Below are 23,615 nucleotides of genomic sequence, written 5' to 3'. Positions count from 1 at the left end.
CGCCGAACCGCAGCGGTGATCGGCGGTGCGCCCGGTGCGGGCCGTCGTGGCGTCGGTCGCTGGTCGACGAAATTCCTACGGATCAAGGGGTTTAGCCGGGGGTGGGAAGGGGTAATGATCTTGTTGAGAGATTTCGTGTATTCGTAACTTATGCTTGGCGTGTTCTTCCTTCCGCATCACCCAGTCGGATTACTGACAGTTAACTGATCGACTGAACTACTTCCCTACCGACATCGGACCCGCGATGCCGCGGCGCACGGCGAGATCGACGCGAGAGGTGGATGGAGCATGGCCGATCTGGAGACGGCGACGTCCCTTGCCCCCACGGTGGCCGAATTCGAGTTCGCGACCGCGAGCACCCCGCTGCGCCGGGTCGCAGGGCGGCTGCGGGCAGTGCTGCCGCCGGGGTGGCGCGTCGAGATCGTCGAGGCGCCACCCCGGCGTTACGGCAACCGTGCGCCGCTGCTGCGGGTGGTCATGCCACCGGACTGATCACCCGGTCCAGCCGAGCGGCATGAGCAGCGACTTCTGCTCGCAGAACGAATCGAGACCCTCCGGGCCGTTCTCGCGTCCGAGCCCGGAGGCCTTGTAGCCGCCGAACGGCGAAGTCGGGTCGAAGGCATACCAATTGATCGCGTAGGTGCCGGTACGCACCCGCGCCGCGATTTCGGCGCCGTGCTCGATGTCGGTCGTCCACACCGAGCCCGCGAGGCCGTAGACCGAGTCGTTCGCGATGGCGACGGCCTCGTCCTCGGTCTCGTACGGGATCACCGACAACACCGGCCCGAAGATCTCCTCCTGGGCGATGGTCGACTTGTTGTCCACGTCGGCGAAGATCGTCGGCTCGACGAACCAGCCCCGGTCCAGCCCCTCCGGGCGGCCGCCGCCGAGCACGAGGCGCGCGCCTTCGGCCTTGCCCTTGGCGATGTAGCCCTCCACCCGGTCGCGCTGGCGTTCGGAGATCAACGGGCCCAGCTGCACGCTGGGGTCGTTCGGGTCGCCCACCTTCATCGTCTTCACGTGTTCGACCAGTGCGTCGAGGATCTCGTCGTACCGGCCGCGCGGGGCGAGGATGCGGGTCTGCGCGACGCAGCCCTGCCCACTGTTCATCAGGCCGGAGAAGGCGAGCACCGGGATGCCTGCCACCACGTCCATATCGGGCAACAGGATCGCCGCCGACTTGCCGCCGAGTTCCAGCGAGACGCTCTTGAGCTGACCGGTCGCGATGGCGCCGATCTTCCGGCCGACCGCGGTGCTTCCGGTGAAGGTCACCTTGTCCACGCCGGGGTGCGAAACGAGGTATTCGGCCGCGTCGGGCTCGGAGGGCAGCACCGAGAGCACGCCTTCGGGCACTCCGGCCTCGGTGAAGATGTCGGCCACCAGGTTGGCCGTGATGGGCGTCAACGGGGCGGGCTTCAGGACCACGGTGCAGCCGGCCAGCAGGGCGGGCGCGAGCTTGTTGACCGCGAGAAACAGCGGAACGTTCCACGCGGTGACCGCCGCGACGACGCCGCGCGGCTCGCGCGTGACGCGCGTGGTGCCGAATCCGCCCACCCTGGTCTCCTGCCAGGGAAAGGACTCCGCCAGGGCCGCGTAGGCGTCCAGGGCGGCGACGGCGGGGAGCTGATTCAGGGTCATCGCGATCATCTGCGGCGCGCCGACCTCGGCGGTCAGCGCGGCGAGCAGGTCCGCGGAGCGCTGTTCGATCAGCCGCGCCGCGCGGGTGAGCACTGCGGCGCGCTCCTTCGGCGGGGTGGCGGGCCACGGGCCGTGGTCGAAGGCGTGCCTGGCCGCGGCGACCGCGGCGTCGACGTCGGCCCGGCTCACCGCGGGGACGCTGCCCACCGGCTCGACCGTGGCCGGCGAGATGACCTGGATGCGCTCGGCGGTGGCTGGCGCGGTCCAGCGGCCGCCGATGAACAAGCTGTCGTAATGCATGAGAACACGTTACAGTTTTGCCCCGGTTCTGTCTGTAACCTGTTTCAGTTTTGCCCGCCGTCGAGGCGCTGACCGGTGTGAATCCCGACCTCTCGGTTCGCTTTTCGCAGAACGCACTATTGCGTTCTGTTGCTGGAAGGGGGATGCTGTAGCGACATATCAGCTCGCTCCATTACCGAATCGTTACCGCAAACTGGGGAGTCCGAGTCATGGCGGTGCAAGTGATCGGCCGGTCGCTGATGACCAGTGATCAAACCGAGCATCAGGCTAAAAGTGTCGGCAGCGGCGGGTGGGTGGTCTCCTTCCTACCCGGCCGCACCCTGACGATCGAGCAGGCGACGGCGGCTATGCAGGCCGCGGAGGCGGTCGCCGCCGTCGGAATGCTGGCCGACCTGGTCGGCCTCACCACGCTCGAGACCGTCGGGTTGGCGATGCGTGAATCGCCGTGGAGTGAGCCTGTGCATGCCCCGTGCGGGAAGCGGCACTGGCGCCGCGGATGGCTGGAGCCTTACCTCCGCTAACTTTTGGTTGCCACCACAACCAGATTGCTGACAAGTAACTCGCGCACCATCGGCACCCGGACCAACCACCACGCCCAGCGGGGGTGGTAGCGCGGAAACACCGTGCGCACCTCCGCCGGAGCACCTGCCGCCCAGCGCAACCCGTCCGCGGCCCGCACCGCGAACAGCGACGTGCCGAACCTGTTCTTGGGTTCACGGCCGTGCTTGCGCCGATACCGGCGCGCGGCGTACTCGCCACCCAGGTAGTGCCACGGCCCGGTCTCGTGCCCGCCGAACGGGCCGTGCCACACCGTGTAGGACAGCACGACCAACCCGCCGGGCCTGGTCACCCGCACCATCTCGTCGGCCATCAGCCACGGCTTCGAGACGTGCTCGGCGACGTTCGACGAGAAACAGATATCCACCGCGTCGTCGCGGAACGGCAGCGCCATTCCGGACCCGCGGACCGCGCCCGCGACCGAGAGGCCCGCGGCGTGCATCTCCGTGGGGTCGGGCTCGACCGGAATGTAGCGCGCGCCGGTGCGGGCGAACTCGTCCGCGAAGTAGCCCGGCCCGCCACCCACGTCCAGGATCGTCGCCCCGTGTAGCGACCGGCCGGTGAGGTCGGCGTAGAAGTCGCCGATCATCGCCGCGCTGTCGGCGGCCAGACCTCCGTAGAACAGCGCCGGGTCGGTCTGCTCGAACCGGAAACTGCCGAGCAGCCGCAGCGACCGGCGCAGGGTCGCCCGGCGGGCGAACCGGAGCGAGCTGCTGCGCGTCGGCGTCTTTTCGGCTTGGAGCACGGCGCCGAGTTTCGCACAACCCCGATGCCGGGTATCTCGGGCGGGTGCTCGGGTTAGGGTGTAGCGCGACATCCGGCGTTCCCACCGGGACCTACTGACCGAGAGAAGCTCCACCGTGCGCGAAGTCCTCCTGCTCTGCTGGCGTGACACCGGGCACCCGCAGGGCGGCGGCAGCGAGCGGTACCTCGAGCAGGTCGGCGCGCAGCTCGCGGCACGCGGGGTCAAGGTCACCCTGCGCACCGCAGGCTACCCGGGAGCGCCGCGGCGGGAACGCGTCGACGGCATCGATATCAGCAGAGCGGGCGGCCGCTACACGGTGTATCCGCGAGCGCTCGCCGCGCTGCTGCTCGGCAGGATCGGTCTCGGTCCGTTGCGCGGCGTGCGGCCGGACGCGGTGATCGACACTCAGAACGGCATCCCGTTCTTCGCCACCGCCGTCACCGCGGCGCCGTCGGTGGTGCTGGTGCACCACGGCCACCGCGAGCAGTGGCCGGTGGCGGGCCGACTGGTCGGCCGTATCGGCTGGTGGATCGAGTCGCGGCTGTCACCCCGCGTGCATCGCCGTAATCAATACCTGACCGTTTCGCTGCCGTCGGCGGAGGAGTTGGCCACGCTCGGTGTGGACCGTTCGCGAATCGCGGTGGTGCGCAACGGTGCTGAACCTGTTCCAGTCGACGCGCCCACCGGCGCGGCGGAAACCCGCAATGCCGCACCCACTGTCGTGGTTCTGTCCCGCCTGGTGCCGCACAAGCAGATCGAGGACGCGCTCGCGGCCGTTGCCCGGCTGCGCGACCGCGTACCGGGGCTGCGCCTCGACGTGATCGGCGACGGCTGGTGGGCGGACAACCTGCGGGACAACGCCCACGCACTCGGCATCGCCGACGCCGTCACCTTCCACGGGCACGTGGACGAGCGCCGCAAGCACGAACTCCTGGCCCGCGCGTGGGTGCATGTGCTGCCTTCCCGGAAAGAGGGGTGGGGGCTCGCGGTGATCGAGGCCGCCCAGCACGGCGTGCCGACGGTCGGTTACCGGAGCTCGCGCGGCCTCACCGATTCCATCGTCGACGGCGCCACCGGAATCCTGGTCGACGACGTCGCCCAGCTGGCCGATGCCGTGGGCGATCTACTGGACGATCCCGGCGCCCGCACGGTCATGGGTGAGAAGGCGCGCGCTCGCGCTCGCGAATTCTCTTGGGAGCAGACCGGGAACGGTGTGTACGAAGTGCTGGCAGCGGCCGCACGAGGCGAGCACACGAGCGGATTGCTCGCGCCCCGGACCGTCGACTGAACCGTCGCCGGTTGCGGTCGGACAAGACGTCTTCCCTCTCGGCGCGGTAGCCGGCATCTTCACGCCGAAGCGGCCTGCTCCGCGTGGGGCTCAGTGCGCAGGACGCCGAGGACCTCGCGGAGTTCGGTGATGCCGTCGTCGGCGAGGAAGTGGCCGGTGCCGGGGATCGTTCGCGCGGTGACGCCGAGCAGGGCGGCGAGGCGATCGGTGTGCGCGGTGGGGACGTACTCGTCCTCGTCGGAGCGGAAAATGGTCAAGCGGTTCACCTGAGCGGGGATCGCGCTCACCTCGCAGCCGGATGCGATGTAGGCGTCGAGTTCGGGAAGGGCGGGGAGCGGGTCCACGAAACCGGCGACCAACACCAGATGGCCGAGGCGCCACCGGCCCGGAAGCGCCGTGAGGTGACGCAGGACGGTCAGGCAGCCGAGACTGTGCGCGACCACGGCGTCCCCCTCGTCGGGAGTGCCGACGGCCCTCGCGGTGGCGGCGAGCCATGCCTCTGGATCGGGATCACCGGGGTCGGGCATGGCGGGGACGTCGGTCGCGGTGCCTGCGGCTTCGAGGCGGTCGGCGAGCCAGGGGAACCAGTGGTCGTCGGGGGTGGCGTGGTAGCCGTGGATGACGACGGCGCGGGTAGGCGTTGTTCGTGAGGTCATAGCGTCCGACGGTAGGAGTTCACGTCGGCGTGAAGGTCAAGGCGAGGAGGACACGTGCTCATCGGGGAACTTGCGGAGCGCACCGGGGTGAGCGTGCGCGCCCTGCGCCACTACGAGGAGAAAGAGCTACTGGCGCCGGAGCGCGACGCGAACAGCTACCGGTATTACGACGAGTCCGCCGTCGCCGTGGTCGCGCAGATCCGGGTGATGCTCGAAGCGGGGCTGAACGCCGCTGCCATCCGGCGATACCTGGACTGTGTGCGCACCGGCGAGCACGGTGTCACTGTCGACATGTGCCCCGAGCTGAGCGACGAACTCGACCGCATCGCCGCGCGGCTCGCCGCGCAGCAGAAGGCGCTGGAGGCGACGCGTCGCAGGCTGGACGCGCTGAGGAGTGCGTGACAGCGCGCGCCGTCGAGGTTCGTCAGTTCCGCGGTCTCCGCTGGAATCGGGCTCGTGTGCCGAGGGCGGTGAGTGGGCCCGCGACGAGCAAGGTTCCCCACAGTAAGTGGGCCGCGGCGGCGACCGAGCGGTCTGTGGTGGTCGGCCGGGCGCGCTCCGCCACACCGGGCACTCGATACAGCGCGACGTCGGCGTCCTCGTAGACGCGCTCCAGTCGGCCGAGAGCCGAGGCGGATTCCCCGAGCGGCCCGGGAGTGGTGCGTTCGACGAGGACCCAGCCCACTGCGAGACGGGCCAACTTCGTTGCGGAACCACCCCTGAGCAGCAGCGTTTCCACTTCCCTCGCGCGGGCGCCCTCGCCGGACACCGTGCGCCCACGCACAGGCAGCTCGCCGGTCTGCAGAACGTCGTTGGGCAGCATGCGCGGCGCGGGGTCGAGAACGGGGGCTGCGCCGCTGTAGCGGAACTTCCGGAACATCCCGCCGGGCAGCACCGCGATGTCGCCCGGGCCATCGATCCGTTCGGCGACCTGCTGCCAACCGGCGGGATAGTGCGACGGGCGAACAGCTCCACCCACGCCCCAGGCGAGATCGTAGAGCGGCAGTACGAGAAGTGCGACGAATACTGCGGCGATCGTGGTCGTCACCGTTGAGGACGCCGTCGCGGGCCGGGACGCCGACGCGTTGCGGCGCGCGGAAGCGAGCAGCCGGGTCGTCACCGTGCATCCCGCCGCCGCGCACACGGCGTAGGCGGGCATGGCCAGGGCCGTGTATTTCTGGGTGTCTCGCAGCAGACCCGCACCGGGCAGGTGGTCGACCAGCCATTCCATCGCGTGCGTACCCCCGGCTGTCGCGCCGAGTGCGGGGAACAGGATCGCGACCGCCGCGAGCGCCAGCAGTGCCCGGCGGACGTGGCGGTTGTCGGGATCGCAGCCGCCAGCGGCCACCGAGCGCACACCCAGCGCGACGATCGCCAGCAACGCCAGGGTGCCGAGCGCGGCCAGCAGTGTGGTGCGCGAACCGGGCACCGCCTCGGCATTCCAGATTCCGCCGAGCCCGGCCAGGCTGCCGAGCGTGCCGAGGCCGGGTTCGGCACGCGCGGCGAAGGCCGCGATACCCGCGGGATCGGACGGCTCGGTAGCGGCGCCGGACAGCGCCGTCGCGGCGAGCCACGGCGCCGAGGCGGCCAGCCAGAGGATGAGCATCGCGGCGAGTTGCCGCCGATGGACCAGAGCGACGGCGGTCGCGCCCGCCAGCAGCGCTCCGGTCGGTGTGAGGCCGGCGGCGGCGAGTGATCCGGCTAGGGCCGCCCAGGCGGACGGTATCCGGATGTGCCCGTGCCGTGCCGCCGCGACGATGCGCTGATGCCACCGGTCTCTGTCCGATGTGCGGGTGGATGTGGGAGGTCGCCGCTCGATATCGCCGGATGCGACTCCGCCGTGGTGATCGACGACGGATATGCCCGGCGGCGGTTCTGTCGGGGTGGCCGGTCCGGTGTGGATGGGCGGCCTGGTGATGTCGCTCGGCAGGACTGCACCTGGGTGAGCGGACGAGCTGGGCGTACCCGGTGGTGGCGCGATTGCGGTAGTGGACGGCTCGGCCTCCGCTATCGGGGTGCTCGCCAGCATTCGCCGACGTCGTCTCGCGGTGGCCGTCGCTCGCAGGTGGTAGGCGGTCAGCGCTGTCCACGGCAGCGCGGCATAGCCTGCCAGCAGACTCCAGTGCCCTTGGAGCAGGCGCTCGGCCACGTACGGGTTCCACAGCGCGAGGGTCGCGGCGACCAGTTGCGGCCCGAGCGAGGCGTGCAACAGTTCCCGCGCCAGTGTCGCCGCGCCGTAGGCCGCGGCCCACAGCGCGACGACCAAAATCGCTTTGACCAGCAGCCCGCCGTCGACGAACGCCGAAAGCGCGGCCAGCATCGCGTCCTGCGGCACCGCCCGCGGCGCCGCGTCGCCGAGTCCGAGGGCCGAGTCGGTCGGATAACTGCGCGGTGTGCTCACCGCGTCCCGCAACAACAGGTATCCCGGCGCCAGCAGAGGTCCGGTCACGAGCAGTGCCCCCGCCGCGCTGTATCCCGCAGCCACCACTCGGTTCCGACCGCTCCCGCTCACGCCTGAGCACTGTACGTCCCGGTCCCCGCCGCCGAGCCAGCGGTGCGCATCCGAGCCACGACGGTGCCGCGGCCCGCAGGACGCCGCCCGGCTGGTAAACCCCCGTGGCACGTCGGGTCCCGGCGGCGCTTGGGGTCGTGCTTCAGCGGGGCGGGGCGGGCGATCGGCCTTGCGGGTGGGACGATGAGCGCGTGTCTGCTGTCCGTCGGTTTCCTGTGGTGGCGGATCTGACGTGGGTGACGGCCGGTGCGATGACCGCGAACGTCGCCGGGTATCTGTTGCAGCTGCTGGCCGGGCGCTGGCTGGGGGTCACCGGCTACAGCGAGTTCGCGAGTCTGCTCGCGGTCCAGCTGTTGTGCGCGGTGCCCGCGCTGGCGTTGCAGAACGTGGTGGCCAGGGAAGTCGTGCGCGGCGCGGGAACGGCGGCGCTGCGCGGGCTCCAGTGGCGGTGCGCCGTGATCGTCGCCCTGGTGGCCGCGGTGCTGGTGCCCCTGGTCGCCGTCACGCTGAACGTCGGGGTGGCCGCCACCGCGGCGGCGCTGGGCGCGGCGCCCGCACTGGTGTTGTTGTCCGGTGAACAGGGGGTGTTGCAGGGCGGCAAGCGGTTCAGGGCGTTGGGCACGGTGCTCGGCGTCGCCGGGATCGCCCGGGTAGCGCCCGCGCTGGTGCTCCTCGCGCTGGGCGGCGGCGCGACGCTCGCCTTGTGGGCGGCGGCGGGTGGGATCGCGGCGGCGGCGCTGCTGGCCAGGATCGTCGCCGGTGCGCCGTCCACGCGCGCCCGCGCCCTCGAGCCGGGCGGGGTCGCCGCGGCCCCCGGCGTACTGCCGGTGCTGCGGGCCGCCCAGGTGCAGGCGGCCATGATGGCGCTGTCGTCGGCGGACCTGATCGTGGTCCGGATCGTGCTCGATGATGTGGACGCCAGCCGGTACGCCCTCGGCACGATCGCCACCAAGATCGCCTTCTGGCTGCCGCAGGCGGTCGGTGTGGTGCTCTACCCACGGATGGCGCAACCCGCGCACTCCGCCGGCGCGATCCGGTCGGCGCTGGCGGTGCTCAGCGGAATCGGCCTCATCGCGGTGCTCGGAGCCGCGCTCGCCGCGCCGCTCGCCCCGCTGCTGGCGGGCGAGGACTATGCCCCGATCCAGGGCCTGCTGTGGCTGTTCGCACTGCACGGCGCGCTGCTGGCCGTGCTGCAAGGCGCGGTGCTCTCGGCTATCGCCGTCGACCGCACCTCACTCGCGCTGGTCGCCTGGCTGGGGCTGGCCGTCGAGGTCGCCCTGATGCTGTCGCTGGCGCGTTCGATTCCCGCGCTGATCACCACGGCCGTGTCGGTCGCGGCCACCACCACAGTGGTGGTCGCCGTCATCGTCCTGCGCGCGGCCTCCCACACGACGCGGCCGGAACCGCTGCGCCCGGTCGGTTGAACCGCCGCCGCCTACGATCGTTCCATGATCACCGCGGCGCACACCCTGGTCTACGCGGACGATCCGGAGGCGGCCCGCGCGTTCTTCCGCGATGTCCTGCGCCGGCCGAACCTCGACGCTCACGACGGCTGGCTGTTGTTCGCGACCGGCCCGAGCGAACTGGGCGTGCACCCCACCGAAGGAACGCCGCGTCACGAGATCTCGCTCATGTGCGACGACCTGGATCGAACGATGGCCGAGCTCGCGTCGCGTGGCGCGCGGTTCGAGGGCGAGGTCGCCGAGCGGGGCTTCGGCCGCTGCGTGGACCTGCGCGTGCCGGGCGCGGGCACGATGCTGCTGTATCAGCCGCGGCATCCGGTCGCCTATCCGCTCGCCGAACAGTAGCGGACCCCGAAACGAAATCGGCTCCCCCGCCGGAAGGCGGGGGAGCCGAAGTCAGGTGCGCGGTCGATCAGGGTTCTTTGTTGATCCGGATCTGTTCGGTCGGCGCGTCGTCGGCACCGCGGTTGACGCGCGGAGCGGGAGCGGCGGGAGCCGCGCCGCTCGGACGCTGGCCGGGAGCGCCACCCGCCCGAGCGGGCGTCGGAGCCGAGCCGCCGCGGATGCCGAGGACCACGCCCACGATCAGCGCGATCACGCCGAGAACGCCGAGGATGATCGGCAGCACCCGGCCGTACAGCGACAGCTTGTCGATGTTCTCCTTGGCCACCGCGAGCTGCGACTCGATCGTGTTCTCGTCGAACACGATGTGCGACTTCAGTGCGGTGACCTCTGGCTTGTCCGCGGTGCGCGAGTAGTAGAGGTGCAGCGCCTCGCCGCCCTTGACGACCGTGCCCGTCTGCGGTTCCACCCACAGGTCACGGGTGTTGGTGTAGTAGCGGGTCATGGTCACCGGGGCCTCGCCGCCCTCGACGCCCCACTTGGCGGCGGGCAGGCTCAGCCGGTTGGTCGGCGCCTGGACGACGTCCCACAGGCTGGTGGCGGGCACCGACATCTGGAAGTGGTAGACCTTCGTGTTGTTGATCTCGGTCTCTTCGATGAAGTTGGCGTCGTAGGTCTTGCGCACGTTGAGATCGAAGTACGGGTAGGTCTTCTTCTCGGTGCCGATCGGGAACCGGTACTGCAGACCGGTGTGCTGCACCGGCTCGGCGATGCTCTCACCCTGCGGGTTCGTGGTCACCGCGATGGAGCCGTTCGGCTCCTTGGCGACCGGCTCGCCGGTCACCCGGTCGATGGTCACGCGGTCGATGGTCGCGGTGAGCAGGCCGGTGTCGCCCTGCTTGTCGATGCGCCGCAGCGTCTGGCCCGCCTGCACCGTCATCTGTTCGGCGTCGGCCGGATCCTCGACGGTGAGGAAGCGCTGCGAGACCAGCGGGACGTTGGTGTCGACCTTCGCCGATCCCTCCGGAGCGGTGAGCGACTTGGCGTCGAGCACCAGGCTGTCTTCACCCTGCTGGTTCGTGGCGATCGTGGTGATCTCCAGGTCGAGGGGAGTTTTCGCCAGCTTGTCGACGGTGTAGGTCGGGATCATGATTGCGGCGACGATCAGCAACGCGCCGAGACCCACGAGCAGGCAGGCCACCGTCCTTCTGGTACCGGCACTCAGTGCCATGCAAACTCTCCTCGTCGTAGAACACAGGTCGCTCCGTCGAGTACTGCGGGCAGGCCGCGGCACTCGTGAGCCCCGACACTAACAGTCCGATGTCGTACCATGCGCCGTCGAGGCCGAAACGGCCGAGAAATCGCCCGAGTCTAGCGCGAAATCTGAAACGTCGGGTTATCAACTGTGGATTCGTCAAGGCAGACTGGAGCCCGATGACAGCGACCCTGCCCACCGCCGCCCCCGTGACCGAACGGGTGCGCCCGCGCGCGTTCGTGCCGGCCTTGGAAGGCATGCGCGGCATGGCGGCGCTCGGCGTGCTGCTGACCCACGTCGCGTTCCAGACCGGCGCCGCGGGCACGCCGGTCATCGGCCGGGTGTGGGGCCGGTTCGACATGGCGGTCGCCGTGTTCTTCGCGCTGTCCGGATTCCTGCTGTGGCGTCCGCACGCCGCGGCCGCGCGCGGACTCGACACCGCCCCGCCGGTCGGCTACTACCTGCGTCATCGTGCCGCGCGCATCCTGCCCGCGTACTGGGTCGTGGTGTGCGCGGTCCTGGTGCTGCTGCCCGGTGCGTCCGGGACCGCGGGTCTGCGGGTGTGGGTTTCGAACCTGGCGCTGTGGCAGATATACGTGCCCCTGACGCTCACCGACGGCCTCACCCAGATGTGGAGTCTCGCGGTGGAGGTCGCCTTCTATCTGGTCTTGCCCGTGCTGGCCTTCGCGCTGGTGCGCCTGCGCGGACCCGCGGCGCGGTGGCGAGTGCCGGTGCTGCTTTTCGTCGCTCTGCTCAGCCTCGGCTGGAACTTGATTCCGGTGCCCACTCCTGACGCGATCCACGCCGACAACTGGCTGCCCGGCTATCTGCCGTGGTTCGCCGGGGGCATGATCCTCGCGGAGCTCGCCGAACATAGCGTCCGGCTATCACGCTGGTGGAAAGTCGGCGCGAATCAGCCACTGATGTGGAGCGTCGCGGTGGCGGCCTTCCTGCTCGCCGCGACCGATCTGGCCGGTCCCGCCGGGTTGACCCGGGCCGAACCCTGGCAGTACGTGGTGAAGATGGGTCTGGGCGCGATCATCGGATTCGCGTTGCTCGCGCCGCTGGTGCTGCGGGACCCGGCGGCTCGGGGGCACCGCTGGCTGGAGTCGCCGGTGGCCGCGACGCTCGGACGCTGGTCGTACGGGATCTTCATCTGGCACCTCGCGGTGCTGTCGATCGTGTTCCCGGTCTTCGGCCTGCTGCCGTTCCAGGGCGACTTCGGCTATGTCCTGGTCCTCACGATCGCCATCACGCTGCCGGTCGCGGCGGCAAGTTACGCCCTGGTGGAGGAGCCGGTACGGCGCTGGGTCCGTCGCCGGGACCGGGTGCGGCGAAGCGCAGAGCCCGAGCCCGCGCCCTGATCGGCGAGCCGCGAGCTCAGCCGTCGAGCTGCCGGTGGATGTCCAGCAGGTGGTGGCGCAGCTCGTGCAGGGTGTGCACCGCGAGCCAGCGCAGGGAACGATCCGCGGGTTCGGGGTAGGGGAAGCCGAGGGTCCGCTCCCAGTCGTCGTCGCCGAGGCGCTCGAGCACGTTGGCGAACAACAAGGCGGCATCGCGGATCTGACGTGCGACGTCCGCGGGGTTCTGCTCGGCGTACCCGTCGTGCTCGACGCGCTCGTCCCGGCCCATCGCCGTGGCGAGCGGGTTGTCCGAGCGGCGCGCGGCCAGCACCCGCTCGCGTTGCGCCAGCAGCACGTCCCGCACATGGCAGGCGTACTCCAGCGGCGACCACACATCGGGCTTGCCGCGCTCGCGCAACTTGGCGCTGTCGGCGCCGAGCAGGTCGGCGTATTCCACTGCGTGCTCCCGCGCCAGCGACGGCACCTCGGCCGCCGAAGCCAAGTCGTAGACGAAACCGCATTCGGCACAGGTGTTCACGCGGGGTCACGTTAGCAACGAGTGCTCTTGCGGTGCACGGCGAATGCGCGTCCGATCGGGCGCCGACGCTGCGCATCACGTGGGCCGGGGCTGCCGGGCCGGTGTGCGGCGCGGGCGGTCAGTGCTCGTGCGTCCCGGATTCGAAGTCGTCGGACCGGCTCACTCGGGGCCGATCGGCGCGTTTCGACCAGGGCAGCGCCGCGATGCCCACCGCGATGATCGCGAGCAGAGCGGGCAACTGCACCAGCACGGATCCACCCATATAACCGTCGGGCGAGCGCCAAGGGCCTTTGGACAGGGCGGCGGCGGAGAGGGTCGTGCCCACCCCCGCCACGACGACGAGCACACGGGCGGTGACATACGGCGTGAATCGGGTTGCGGCCAACGCCATGACCGTGCCGGCGGCGCCCACCGGACCAGCGATCAAGGTGGCCGCCCCGGTGAGTCCTACCGCGCCCATCCAGCGCCTGCCCCAAGTGCCGGGCACTGCCGCGCTCGCATCAGGCCGGTCGGTGGATCCCGCCGGCTCGGCTCCGTCCGTCTCGGCCCGGGCGGCGGCCGGCCGCGTGCGACGGGGGATGGCCAGGACCATGAGCGGCAGGAGCAGCAGCAGGCCGCCGAAGATGGCGAGGCGGTACCACCGGTCGACCGGGAAGGCGATCGTCACCGGGCCGGTGGCATCGGCGGGCAGCAGCCAGCCTTGCTGCCAGCCGTCGACCACCACGGGGTCGAGAACCCGCCCGTCCGCGCTGGTCGCGCGCCACCCGACGTTGGTGCTCAACGGCAGCACGAGCAGCCGGGTCCCCGAGTCCGCACCCGGTGCGGCATCGGCTTCCGTCCCACTCCGCGGCAAGCCCAACCGATCGACGAAGAACAGATCGGTCGGCCCGACCGCCACGTCGGCCCGGCCCTGCGGCAACGCGAGCTCGCCCGGCGCGCCGGGCGCGTCGTCGGCGCAGACCCGGGCGGGAACGGGTGCGCCGGAGCGCAATTCGCCGACGGTGGCGGTCACCGTGGTGCGCAGGGTTCGCCCGCCCGCGTCGATCGTCGGCCCCAGCTCGCAGGGGACGGTGAGCTCGCGGTCCAGCGGAGCCGCCGCGGGATAGTCCGGCCCCAGCACCGTCACCTCCGCCAGGCCGGGCGGCTGGGTCTGCACGAAGCCGAGCGCGGTCTTGTCCAGCACCGGCCGCCACGTCCGCATGCTGAGTTCGATGCGGTCGGTCACGGTGGGATACAGAGAGATCCGTGTGGGTGTGCCCGGTCCGTCGTCGTCCAGCTCCCGCACCTGCGGACCGCCACCCAGGTTCACCGTCACCGAGGTGGGCGCCGCGGGCAGGCCGCCGAGGGAGGGGGTCAGCTCGAGGCCGGTCACCAGGGTGGGTTCGGGCAGCTCGAGGGTGAGTGTCGGCCTTCCGCCGGTCGGTTCGCGGACCGAATCCTCCGGCGCGGTCCAGCTCGTGCGGGGATCGCCGTCGGTCGCGGCGAAAGCGGCCCCCCGCAAATCGCCGACGTCGGCCTTGCCGCGCGCCACCGGCCGGGCGTGGTCGGTGAGCAGCGCCTCCAGGGCCGGGCCCTGTCTGGTGCGGACGGTCAGTTCGGGGACTACCGACATCGGTTCCGGGACGGTCAGCGTGCGCTGGTACGTTCCGGGTTCCTCCGGCGCCAAGGCGAGGCCTTTGCTGCAACGCACCCGGTCGGGCGCGTCGAAACAGGCACTGCGGCCGGGGAATTCCTGACCGAGATCCCAGCCGCGCACCTGTGCGGCCGTCGGAGCGGACGGCACCACGGTGCGGTGGCGGATGTCGACCCGGACCGGCGCGTTACGTATCGAATAGTCGTCCAGCGCGAGTTCGCTGATACCGAATTGCCCCCCGCCGGAGCCGTTCTCGGTGCGAATGGCGGTGATGGTCAACCATTCCGTGCGGCCGGCGGGAAGCGAGACCGACACCGGCGCACCGGGTTCGGAGACCCGGACCGAGACGGTGCCGTTCGCGGTGCGCACCTCGATCCATTTGACCGGGTCGCCGATGGCGGCCGAACTCGTGGTCAGGTTCAGCTGCCCGGCTCCGATCGGGCGGTCGAGATCGAGCCGCAGCCACTGCCCGAGGGCGTGCTCGGTGCCGTTGCTGATCCACGCGGTGGCCGGATCACCGTCCACGACGGCCGCTGTCGAACTGCCCGGCGCGGAGCCGCCGAGCTGGGTGGCGTCCGCGGCCGAACTCGACGCGGTCATCGTGGCGCCCGACCATTCGCCGCGCACCAGCTCGGCGCCGGGCACCGGATAGTCGGGCACCAGGTTGAAGGTGCGGCGAGCGTCGTCAGGGGCACGCAAAGCCGAGTTGTGGTTGTCCACCCGGCCGAAATCGGCCTCGCGATCCATCGGCGTGTCCGTGACGGTCACCGGACCGAGCGGCAGCCCGGCCCTGGTCGCGTCGGCGGCGAGCAGCGCGGGCGCGCGGGCCGGGCCGGAATCGCGGCGCATCCGCTCCAGCACCTCGGGTCCGCCCTGCACCACCGGGACTTCGCCGAGCGGGACGGTGTACGCGCCGGGGAACGCCTTCGGCGCGCCGGTGCCTGCGCGCACCTCGGCGGGCGTTCCCCGCCCCGGCGCGTCCACCCGGTAGATCTCCACCGCCCGATACGGCGGCCGCAGGTCACCGTCGGCGACCAGGTCGTCGGCGATCACCACCGATTCGATCGGGTTGCCGAACTCGGCCACCTTGCGCAGGCCGGGCGATCCGTCGAGCGCCTGGTGGGCCAGCATCGGCCGGGTCGAGCGCGAGGTCTCCGGATCGAGGTCGTTGCGTAGGACGACGACGCCGATGCCCTGCGCGTTCAGCGTCGCGGCCAGCCCCGCCGACGGTCTCCCGTCGGCGATGAGCCGCTGCACCGAGTCCATCGCGCGAATGGTGCCGGGCGGATTCAGCGGCACCGCGTCACGGATCGCCCACGGCGTCGCGGCCAACGCTTGCAGCGGTTCGTCACGAGTGAGCCCCCAGACCTGGCTGCCGAAGGGCGCGCCCGGCACCACCAGGGCGCGCGTATCGGCGGCATTGTCCTTCAGCCACTCCGCGGTCTGCTGCCAGTACTCGGGCACCCGGTCGTAGGCGCCGCGCGGCGCGAGCTTGCCGGTCCAGGCCAGCGAGGTGGACAGGGCCAGCGCGGTCAGGATCAGCGCCGCGACGGCGACCGCTCGGTCGCGCTCCGGGTGCGCGAACGCGCCGCGCCAGACCTTCCACGGCACGGAGGCGGGCAGCGGAACCCGGGCGAGCAGCTGCGCCAGCCCCAGCACGAGCGGGATGCGGATCAGCGGCTCCAGCTTGTGCACGTTGCGCAGCGGGGCGCCGCCGGAGTCCAGGAAGACGCGCACCGACTCCGCGAACGGTCCGCCCAGCTCACCGACGAATCCGGCGCAGATGCCGACCAGCCCGACGCACAGGATCAGCACGAGCCTGCCCCGGTACGGCATGGACCGCAGGGCCAGGCCCGCCATGCCCGCCGCCGCCACCAGCCCGGTCGCGAGCACCGCGGCGGGCTGGGTCACCAGCACCGCGCCCGCGATGCGTTCCGGCGAGACGAACGGCGTCCAGCTGTCGGTGCCGCGCAGCACCTCGCCGAGCGAGGCCCACTGCGTGGTCACCCCCGACGACTCGATGTAGTCCAGGAACGGCGGACTCACCTTGCCGAGCAGCAGCAGCGGCACCGCCCACCAGAACGTGGCCAGCACCAGCAGCGGAATCCAGGCCGCGGTGAAGCGCCACCAATTGCGGTTCGGCCGATAGGAGCCCCACCACAGCAGCGCGGGCAGGAAGGCGGCCACCGTCGCGACCGCGTTGACCGAGCCCATCAGAGCCAGTGCCAGCGCACTACCGGCGGGCGAGGCGGCTCCGCCCCGCCGCCGGGCGTGCCCGGCGACCCCGAGCGCGGCGGGCGCGAGCAGCACCCACGGCGCCAGCATCATCGGCAGCGTCTCCGAGGAGATCGACCCGACGGTGGTCAAGACCCGCGGCGACAGGGCGAACGCGAGCGCGGCGACGACGCGCGACCCCCGCGTGCCGATGCCCAGCGCCTCGCACAGGCGGACGATTCCCCAGAATCCGGCGAGCAGCAGCAGTGCCCACCAGATCCGTTGCGTCATCCAGGCGGGCACGCCCAGCAGATGGCCGAGTGAGAAGAACGCGCCGTGCGGGAAGAAATAGCCGTAGGCCTGGTTCTGCACCTGGCCCATCGGCGCCTGGCTGCTCCACAGATGGCTCGCGCGTTCGAGGAAGCCGAGCGGATTCTGCGCCAGGTCGTATTTGGTGTCGGCGACCGTGAGGCCGGGCGCCTGCACGAAGGTGAGCAGGAACGCCACGACGACGGTCGCGGCGAACCAACGTCTGCCCAGCGGCGCGGTGCTGTGCTGCCCCGGCGCCGCGGACGATCCGAGCGAGTCGGCGGGTGAAGCGGAGGTCAGCGGGTCAGCGGCTGCCGTACTCAACGTTGTTCAGCAGCGAGGAGTCCTTGTCGCCGCTGCGATCGATCTCGGGGCGCGAGTTCTGCTGGATCGCGAGGGTGATGAGGAAGACGCTGAGCACGCCCAGCGCGGCGCCCGCGACAGCACTCGCAACACCCGGGACAGCAAACTTCATCGCGGCACTCCAATACGTCGATGCAGGCACGTTCCCGGCCAACCTAGCAGGACGTCCGGTATTTGTATGCGTTCAGGCCGCGGATTCTCCTCCGGATCGCCGCTGAGGCACGCGGCGACGACCCGGAAACGGACGGAACCGGACGCGTCAGGGGGTGGGCAGAGCGCAATGCAGCGCGCCGAGCAGGGTGCGCAGTTTCGCGGTGGTCTCGTCGAGTTCCGCCTGCGGGTCGGAGGCCGCGACGATGCCGCCGCCCGCGTATGCGCGCGCCGTCCGGCCGTCGGCCGAGAGCTCCGCGCACCGGATGGCGACCACCCAGGCGCCGTCGCCCTCCGCGTCGCACCAGCCGACGGCGCCCCCATAGAACCCGCGGTCGTCCTCGATCCGCGTGATGGTGTCCAGGGCCAGTTCGGTGGGTGTGCCGCAGACCGCGGGCGTGGGGTGCAGCAGCAGCGCCAGGTCGAGCGCGGTGATCGCGGTGTCGCGCAGGCGTCCGGTGATCGGCGTCGCCAGGTGCCACACCTCGTGCGTGCTGACCAGTTCCGGGCTCTGCGGGATCGACAGCTCGGCGCAGACCGGTCCTAGCCGCTCCCGGATCCAGTCGATGACGAACGCGTGTTCCTCGCGATTCTTGGCGCTGCCCAGCAACTCCCGGGCCTGCGCGGCATCGGCTTCCGGGTCGGCCCGCCGCGGCGCGGTGCCCGCCAGCGGGCGCAGCGTCACCAGGTCGCCCTGCCGGGCGATCAGCACTTCGGGCGTCGCGCCCACCAGCGTCGCGCCGGGGCGCCCGGCCGGAGTGAGGTCGACCGCGAAGACGTTCGCGTGCGGATGCCTGGTCAGCAGGTGCCCCGCGACGACTTCCGGGTCGAGCGCGGCCTGCGCCTCGGCCAGCACCGCTCGCGCCGCGACCACCTTGCGCAGCGGTTGCGCGGGATCGTTCAACTGCTCGACCAGTTTCGTCACCCGCGCCACGTGCTCGGCGGGGCTCGGGATCTCGGTCACCATCCGCACCGCGGGCAGGTCGGGCAGTGCGGCGGGCCGCCATGGACCCGCGGTGTGCATCGCGCGCTCCGGCACGCTGAGCGCGGCGGGCTCGCGGGGGTCGAAGGGCAGCGCCCCGACCACCAGCGGCGCGCGGCCCTCACGCAACGCTGCCTGCGCCGAGCGCGCGTCATCGAAGCAGGCTCGGCTCCCATGACCCCGAACAACCCCGTCGGCCCGAGCTAGCAGGAACCCATCCATGACCCCAACCTAGCCCCGGTGCGACGCCCCGAGGCGATGGAGCGATTTACATCTCACGGTGCGCGATTCGAGGATTCCTTGCCGGGCGGGACGAGCAGGACGGGACGGTGGCAGTGCTTGAGGACGGCGTCGGCGACGCTGCTGTGCAGCAGCGCGCGGATGCCGGTCGCGCCACGGGTGCCCGCCACGATGATGTCGACGTCCAGTTCGTCGGCGCAGTCGACGATGGCGTTCCAGATGGTGGTGGTGCATTCGGCGGTGCGCGCCTCGGCGTTCAGGCCCGCCAGTTCGGCCAGCCGCACGCCCTCGGCATTGGTGGCGCGCGCGTCGACGTAGGCGATGTCCTCGATCTCGTCGTCCGGCACCCATTCCGGTTGCATGACACCCGACAGCCCGGACAGGCGAGCGGCTTGCCGCACCATGGGCTCCCAGGCGGTCAGCACGACGGCGCGGTCGGCGCTGAGGAACCGACCGGCGTAGGTGATGGCGCGCTTGGCGTTCTCGGAGCCGTCGTAGGCGATGAGCATCAGATCGCAGGGCACGATGACCTCCTGAGAAGGACGCACGGCGATACCTCGAGATTACCCCGCGCAGACCCGGGCGAGCCGCCGTTTTCCTCGGTATGACCTGCGCAAACGTCAGCGCGGCCGTCCCGCCCTCCCCCGCCGTCGCGGCATACCGACCGAACACGCCGGTACATCACCCTGCCTGACGGCTTCCGGAGTGCCGGGCCGGATAGGCGAGCCGTCCGGGCTACGGCTCGACCGGCCGGACTTCGCTTGCCTTGCAGTACTTTCCGTGCCGACCTTCGCCGATGACCCATGTCACCGGCATGCCCGGCGTGATGAGTTGTTCGTCGCCCTGGTATTGCCAGAGGGAGAACCACACGTCGCCGGAGCGGCTGGCGATGAGTCCGTCGTAGGTGTCGGGCAGCCACCACCGGACCACACCGTCGAGGCCGGCATCAGGCTCCTTCGCCGTCTTGACCTGCCCGTACGGGATGACGCCGCCCTTCCCGTGCCACCCGTCGGGAGTGGGGAGCAAAGGCTGGTCCCCGCCTTTGGGGTCGGCGGGCCAGATCTTTCCACTGCGGGACAGGACGTCGTCGTGGACTTCCCGGGCCAGCCTGCACGCCACACCGTTGGGAGTGCGCTCGACGGGGGTGGTGCCAACCATGACGCTCAAGGTCGGGACGGTGAATTCGATCCGCCATCCCGGTGGATCGGCCAACCGGCGAAGATGCCCGGGGATCGTTTCGTCGATGAGTACCTCGAAACCGAGAGCCGACTCGATGTCGGCCGCCAGCAGGTCGGCGCCTTGCCGTGATGTCTCCTGGTCCATGTGGCTATCCTGCCGTGTAGGGGACGGTGCAACGGTGGGAACGCACCCAGACCCGGATCGGTTCCGTCGCAACATGATTTGTGTGTCATGCATCCCCCCCGTAGACGGCTCCGCAATCGGCTCGCACACCACTGCCCGCCGGACGTGCTTCCTGGAACGGCCCGCCCCGCGCGGCCCGGCCTGCGGCAACTCCTCAGCCTGGTACGACCGCCGGCGAGGGCCGCCGGCACCCGCGTGACCGGTTGTCGCATGTCGATCAGTGCTATGTCCGCGCCCTGCGATCCGGGGCAAACCGGCCGCGGCCGCACAACGGCAGGTGGTGGACCGCCTTCTGTCATAAATCGTCAGCGCCCGATTTCTGGTCGTTGCTCCCGGGTCCCGGTACGGCACGCGCGGGGCAACGATTCGATATCGGCGCGTGAGTTGCCTGCTCGGTAGCGACGTAGCGAGTGCGGTCGCGCACGTCGCGACGAGTACGGTTGACCTCTATGCGGAAGACGCCCCTGCTCGTCCTCGCCGTTCTCGCCGCCGTCGCGACCGCCTGCTCGAACGGCGGCTCCACCGAATCGGCGGCGTCGAGCACCACCACGCGGGAAGCGACCACCGCCGTGATCCCCGCGACCAGCGCGGCGCCGCCGGACTGCAACGCGGGGTACCTCGGGCAGTTCACCACCCGGGAGAAGCTCGCGCAGTTGCTGACGGTCGGCGTCACCGGCGCCGACGACGCGACGAACGTCGTGCGCAACGAGCAGATCGGCGGCATCTTCGTGGGCGGATGGACCGACCAGGCGCTGCTCGCCTCGGGGCAGATCACGCAGGTCAAGCAGGCGGCCAAGGTGCCACTGATGGTGACCATCGATGAGGAGGGCGGCCGCGTCTCGCGGGTGCGCGACCTGATCGGCGCGGCGCCATCGGCGCGGGAGACGGCGCAGACCATGACCCCCGAGCAGTTCTACAGCGCGACGCTGACCAGGGGCCGCGCGCTGAAGGATCTCGGCGTGACGATGGACTTCGCCCCCGACGTGGACGTCAGCTCCCAGCCGGACGACTCGGTCATCGGCGACCGCTCCTTCTCCGACGATCCGGAGGTGGTCACCCGCTATGCGGACGCCTACATCCGCGCCATGCGCGAGATCGGCGTCGGCACGGTGATGAAGCACTTCCCCGGGCACGGATCCGGTTCGGGCGACTCGCACACCGGAGCGGTGCGCACCCCGCCGCTGGATCAGATGCAGAACGTGGATCTGGTGCCGTTCCGCAACCTGATCGGCTCGGGCGCGGGCGTGATGGTGGGGCACTTGGACGTGCCCGGACTGACCACCCCGGACGTTCCGGCCAGCATCAGCCCGGAGGCGATGCGGTTGCTGCGCGACGGCACCGGATACGGCGCCGCGCCGTTCTCCGGGGTGATCTTCACCGACGATCTCGGCGGCATGGCGGCGATCACCAGCCGGATGTCGATCGCGGACGCCGTCGAAGCCGCACTGGTCGCCGGCGCGGACAATGCCCTGTGGATCACCACCGACGCGGTGCCGCAGGTGCTCGACCGGCTGGAGCAGGCGGTGTCGAGTGGACGACTGCCGATGGCGCAAGTCGATGCGTCGGTGTTGCGGGTGGCGGCTTACAAGGGTGCGTTGCCGCGCTGCTGAGGCGCGCCGCACGGCCGAGTCGGGCGACTGGTGAGCAAATCGGACCGCCGGAACTTACCTTGGAGTAATATATGGGATTAACCTGTGGTAGGAGTGTGGATGGCGGGCGGTACGAAGCGGCTTCCGCGGGCGGTACGCGAGCAGCAGATGCTCGACGCCGCCGTGGAGGTCTTCTCGCGTAAAGGCTTCCACGACACGTCGATGGACGCGATCGCCGCCGAGGCGAAGATCTCGAAGCCGATGCTGTATCTGTACTACGGCTCCAAGGACGAACTGTTCCGCGCCTGCATCCAGCGGGAGGGGATGCGCTTCATCGAATCCGTCGCACCCGCGGGAAATCCCCTGCTCACGCCGCACGAGCAGGTGCGCACCGCGTTGGAGGGCTTCCTCGGCTTCGTCGACCGCAACCGCCGCTCCTGGCAGGTGCTCTACCGGCAGGCCATCGGCCAGCAGGCGTTCGCCTCGGAGATCGAGAACGCGCGCGAACGCGTCATCGAGCTGACCGCCAAACTCCTGGAGTCCAGTGCGAAGCACGCCGAGCCGGGGACGAATTTCGACGTCGTCGCGGTCGCCGTGATCGGCGCGGGCGAGGCCATCGCCGACCGGCTTGCCAGCGGGCGGATCGAGGTCGCCGAGGCGGTCGATCTGCTCGACGATCTGGCCTGGCGCGGTCTCGCCGGCCGGAAGAAGGCCGAGTAGCCCGCCTATTGCCCGGACCGGTTGCTTCCGCGCCGCCCTCCTGCCACAGTGCGTGAGTTCGCACAGCGCGGACCGGCTCCTTCGACGAGCCGGAGAGAAACGGGGCGGAAGTGTTCGGGTTGCTCAGGCCGTGTGCGCACGGCGCTCAGAAGTATGGAATCGATGCGGCCGAGTGGCGGGCGCATCTGTGCGGTTTGTGTCTCGGGCTGCGGGACGGGCACGGTCAGCTCGCCCGCGCCACCACCAACAAGGACGCGCTGGTGCTGAGCATGCTCACCGAGGCGCAGTCCGGTGCTACGACCCGCATCATCGCGGCGCCGTGTGCGTTGCGCGGCATGCGCCGGGCGTCGGTGGTCACCGCCGACTCGCCGGGTGTGCAACTCGCCACCACGGCGTCGCTGCTGTTGGCCGCGGCCAAGATTCGCGATCACGTGGACGACGGCGAAGTCTCCGCGCTCGCGCGCAGGCCGCTGGCGAAAGCCGCGACGCGCTGGCACAGCGAGGCTCGCGCCGGCGCGGCGCGGATCGGCCTGGACGTCGAGCCGCTCGTCGCGGCGCTCGCCGCTCAGGTAGGCCTGGAGCACGAGGCGAAAAATACGGCCGCCGTGGGCGGTTCGGGTTCGGTGGCGAGACGGGTGCCGGAATCCCTTGCCGCTTCTTCGTATTGGCATGCGGCGATGGCGGAGTCGTCCGATCCGCTGGACCGCTTGACCGCGCCCACTCAGCTGTGCGCGTCGGAGTTCTTCGCCCACACCGCCGTGCTGGCCGACCGCCCGGACAATGTGGAGGCGTTGCGCGCGGCGGGGTGGCAGTTCGGCCGGATCGCGCATCTGGCCGACGCCCTCGCCGACTACGACGACGACGCGGCCCACGATCGCTTCAACCCCCTCATGGCCACCGGCACGACCATTCCCGAGGCTTATGATCTACTGCGGCAATCGAATTCGGGCCTGCGCGCGGCCGTCGCGGCGGCCGAACTCAGCCGCGTGCCCACCGTGCGCTGGATGCTGCTGGACCCGCTGACCGCGGTGGTGCGGAGGCTCGGTGGCGGGCTGGGAGCGCTTGCCACACACACGTGCTCGGTGCCGTCCGAAGGGGCTTCCCGCGCCGGGGCCGGCGTCCGCGCGCGCACCGGTCACCGTCCGCCGACCCGGCGGCCGGGGGTGGGCGAATCCCTCGCGCTCATCTTGGGCGGTTACTGCACCGGCTACGCGTGCTGCGCCGACCACACGCAACCGTGCACCGGCGAACGCAAGGAGGCGTGGATCAACAACTGCGATTGCAGCGATTGCGGCGAATGCGATTGCGGGTGCTGCAATTGCGGGGACTGCAACTGCTGCGACTGCGGTTGCGACTGCTGATCGGAGACGCGCGGCCGCGAGCCGGCCGCTCGGATGTGCGACGGAGGGGCTCGA

21 protein-coding genes are annotated in these 23,615 nt (G+C 70.7%); 10 read left to right on the top strand and 11 right to left on the bottom strand.

The genetic code is table 11. The features are described from left to right. The first annotated feature begins 288 nt into the window (after positions 1-288). A complete protein-coding gene (locus tag GVY64_RS25405; protein WP_159846310.1) occupies positions 289-492 on the top strand; it encodes a hypothetical protein in 204 nt (67 codons plus the stop codon). Here the strand turns inward: GVY64_RS25405 and GVY64_RS25400 are convergent, their stop codons facing one another. After that, positions 493-1,938: an aldehyde dehydrogenase gene (locus tag GVY64_RS25400; RefSeq protein ID WP_159846307.1), complete on the bottom strand. Its 1,446-nt coding sequence runs from the start codon at positions 1,936-1,938 to the stop codon at positions 493-495. Positions 1,939-2,147: 209 nt separating this feature from the next. On the opposite strand from GVY64_RS25400, the gene GVY64_RS25395 reads away from it, so the two are divergent. Beyond that, entirely contained in the window at positions 2,148-2,459 is a 312-nt protein-coding gene (locus GVY64_RS25395) for a hypothetical protein (RefSeq protein WP_159846304.1), read from the top strand. On the opposite strand, the gene GVY64_RS25390 is transcribed toward GVY64_RS25395, so the two are convergent. After that, entirely contained in the window at positions 2,456-3,241 is a 786-nt protein-coding gene (locus GVY64_RS25390; protein WP_236567165.1) for a class I SAM-dependent methyltransferase, read from the bottom strand. The two genes, GVY64_RS25395 and GVY64_RS25390, sit on opposite strands and share 4 nt — an antisense overlap. Before the next feature lie 115 nt (positions 3,242-3,356). Here GVY64_RS25390 and GVY64_RS25385 point away from each other — a divergent pair, with 115 nt between their 5' ends. Further along, positions 3,357-4,529 carry a glycosyltransferase family 4 protein gene (locus GVY64_RS25385; protein ID WP_159846299.1) on the top strand — a complete coding sequence of 391 codons (1,173 nt, stop codon included), beginning with the start codon at positions 3,357-3,359 and terminating at the stop codon, positions 4,527-4,529. A 59-nt stretch (positions 4,530-4,588) separates the two neighbouring features. Here the strand turns inward: GVY64_RS25385 and GVY64_RS25380 are convergent, their stop codons facing one another. Beyond that, complete coding sequence (locus GVY64_RS25380; RefSeq protein WP_159846269.1) at positions 4,589-5,185, bottom strand: RBBP9/YdeN family alpha/beta hydrolase; 597 nt, start codon at positions 5,183-5,185, stop codon at positions 4,589-4,591. A gap of 54 nt (positions 5,186-5,239) precedes the next feature. On the opposite strand from GVY64_RS25380, the gene GVY64_RS25375 reads away from it, so the two are divergent. Next, positions 5,240-5,587 (top strand): MerR family transcriptional regulator, encoded by a 348-nt coding sequence (locus GVY64_RS25375; protein ID WP_159846266.1) that lies wholly within the window; start codon positions 5,240-5,242, stop codon positions 5,585-5,587. Between the two features lie 22 nt (positions 5,588-5,609). On the opposite strand, the gene GVY64_RS38025 is transcribed toward GVY64_RS25375, so the two are convergent. Next, a complete protein-coding gene (locus GVY64_RS38025; RefSeq protein ID WP_236567164.1) occupies positions 5,610-7,697 on the bottom strand; it encodes a hypothetical protein in 2,088 nt (695 codons plus the stop codon). Positions 7,698-7,948: 251 nt separating this feature from the next. Here GVY64_RS38025 and GVY64_RS25365 point away from each other — a divergent pair, with 251 nt between their 5' ends. Then, positions 7,949-9,121, top strand: a complete 1,173-nt coding sequence (locus GVY64_RS25365) for a polysaccharide biosynthesis protein (protein ID WP_236567181.1) — start codon at positions 7,949-7,951, stop codon at positions 9,119-9,121. A gap of 24 nt (positions 9,122-9,145) precedes the next feature. Next, positions 9,146-9,505 carry a VOC family protein gene (locus tag GVY64_RS25360; protein ID WP_159846263.1) on the top strand — a complete coding sequence of 120 codons (360 nt, stop codon included), beginning with the start codon at positions 9,146-9,148 and terminating at the stop codon, positions 9,503-9,505. Positions 9,506-9,572: 67 nt separating this feature from the next. Here GVY64_RS25360 and GVY64_RS25355 read toward each other — a convergent pair whose 3' ends face one another. Further along, complete coding sequence (locus GVY64_RS25355; RefSeq protein ID WP_159846260.1) at positions 9,573-10,733, bottom strand: DUF3068 domain-containing protein; 1,161 nt, start codon at positions 10,731-10,733, stop codon at positions 9,573-9,575. A 203-nt stretch (positions 10,734-10,936) separates the two neighbouring features. Here GVY64_RS25355 and GVY64_RS25350 point away from each other — a divergent pair, with 203 nt between their 5' ends. After that, entirely contained in the window at positions 10,937-12,121 is a 1,185-nt protein-coding gene (locus GVY64_RS25350) for an acyltransferase family protein (RefSeq protein WP_159846257.1), read from the top strand. Positions 12,122-12,137: 16 nt separating this feature from the next. Here GVY64_RS25350 and GVY64_RS25345 read toward each other — a convergent pair whose 3' ends face one another. The 6 genes from GVY64_RS25345 to GVY64_RS25320 form a co-directional block, all read right to left on the bottom strand. After that, a complete protein-coding gene (locus GVY64_RS25345; RefSeq protein ID WP_159846554.1) occupies positions 12,138-12,584 on the bottom strand; it encodes a DinB family protein in 447 nt (148 codons plus the stop codon). A 172-nt stretch (positions 12,585-12,756) separates the two neighbouring features. Then, positions 12,757-17,118 (bottom strand): alpha-(1->3)-arabinofuranosyltransferase, encoded by a 4,362-nt coding sequence (locus GVY64_RS25340; RefSeq protein ID WP_159846254.1) that lies wholly within the window; start codon positions 17,116-17,118, stop codon positions 12,757-12,759. Next, the gene (locus GVY64_RS25335; protein WP_159846251.1) at positions 17,099-17,269 is read right to left on the bottom strand and encodes a DUF2613 domain-containing protein; all 171 of its coding nucleotides are present in this window, start codon (positions 17,267-17,269) and stop codon (positions 17,099-17,101) included. Before GVY64_RS25335 ends, GVY64_RS25340 begins: the two co-directional genes overlap by 20 nt. Before the next feature lie 147 nt (positions 17,270-17,416). Beyond that, positions 17,417-18,511 (bottom strand): isochorismate synthase, encoded by a 1,095-nt coding sequence (locus GVY64_RS25330; protein ID WP_159846248.1) that lies wholly within the window; start codon positions 18,509-18,511, stop codon positions 17,417-17,419. 53 nt (positions 18,512-18,564) lie between these two features. Further along, a complete protein-coding gene (locus GVY64_RS25325; protein ID WP_159846551.1) occupies positions 18,565-19,053 on the bottom strand; it encodes a universal stress protein in 489 nt (162 codons plus the stop codon). Positions 19,054-19,264: 211 nt separating this feature from the next. After that, entirely contained in the window at positions 19,265-19,852 is a 588-nt protein-coding gene (locus GVY64_RS25320; RefSeq protein ID WP_159846245.1) for a hypothetical protein, read from the bottom strand. 488 nt (positions 19,853-20,340) lie between these two features. Between GVY64_RS25320 and GVY64_RS25315 the strand changes: the two genes are divergently transcribed. The 3 genes from GVY64_RS25315 (at position 20,341) to GVY64_RS25305 (ending at position 23,561) form a co-directional block, all read left to right on the top strand. Then, positions 20,341-21,501 (top strand): glycoside hydrolase family 3 N-terminal domain-containing protein, encoded by a 1,161-nt coding sequence (locus GVY64_RS25315; RefSeq protein WP_159846242.1) that lies wholly within the window; start codon positions 20,341-20,343, stop codon positions 21,499-21,501. A 99-nt stretch (positions 21,502-21,600) separates the two neighbouring features. Further along, on the top strand, positions 21,601-22,200 hold the full coding sequence (locus tag GVY64_RS25310) for a TetR/AcrR family transcriptional regulator (protein WP_159846239.1): 600 nt from the start codon (positions 21,601-21,603) through the stop codon (positions 22,198-22,200). 110 nt (positions 22,201-22,310) lie between these two features. Next, positions 22,311-23,561 carry a DUF5685 family protein gene (locus tag GVY64_RS25305; protein ID WP_159846236.1) on the top strand — a complete coding sequence of 417 codons (1,251 nt, stop codon included), beginning with the start codon at positions 22,311-22,313 and terminating at the stop codon, positions 23,559-23,561. Positions 23,562-23,615: the final 54 nt, after the last annotated feature.

The organism is Nocardia sp. CY41 (genome assembly GCF_009829325.1).
GTDB lineage: Bacteria > Actinomycetota > Actinomycetes > Mycobacteriales > Mycobacteriaceae > Nocardia.
This window is presented reverse-complemented; position numbering and strand designations above follow the sequence as displayed.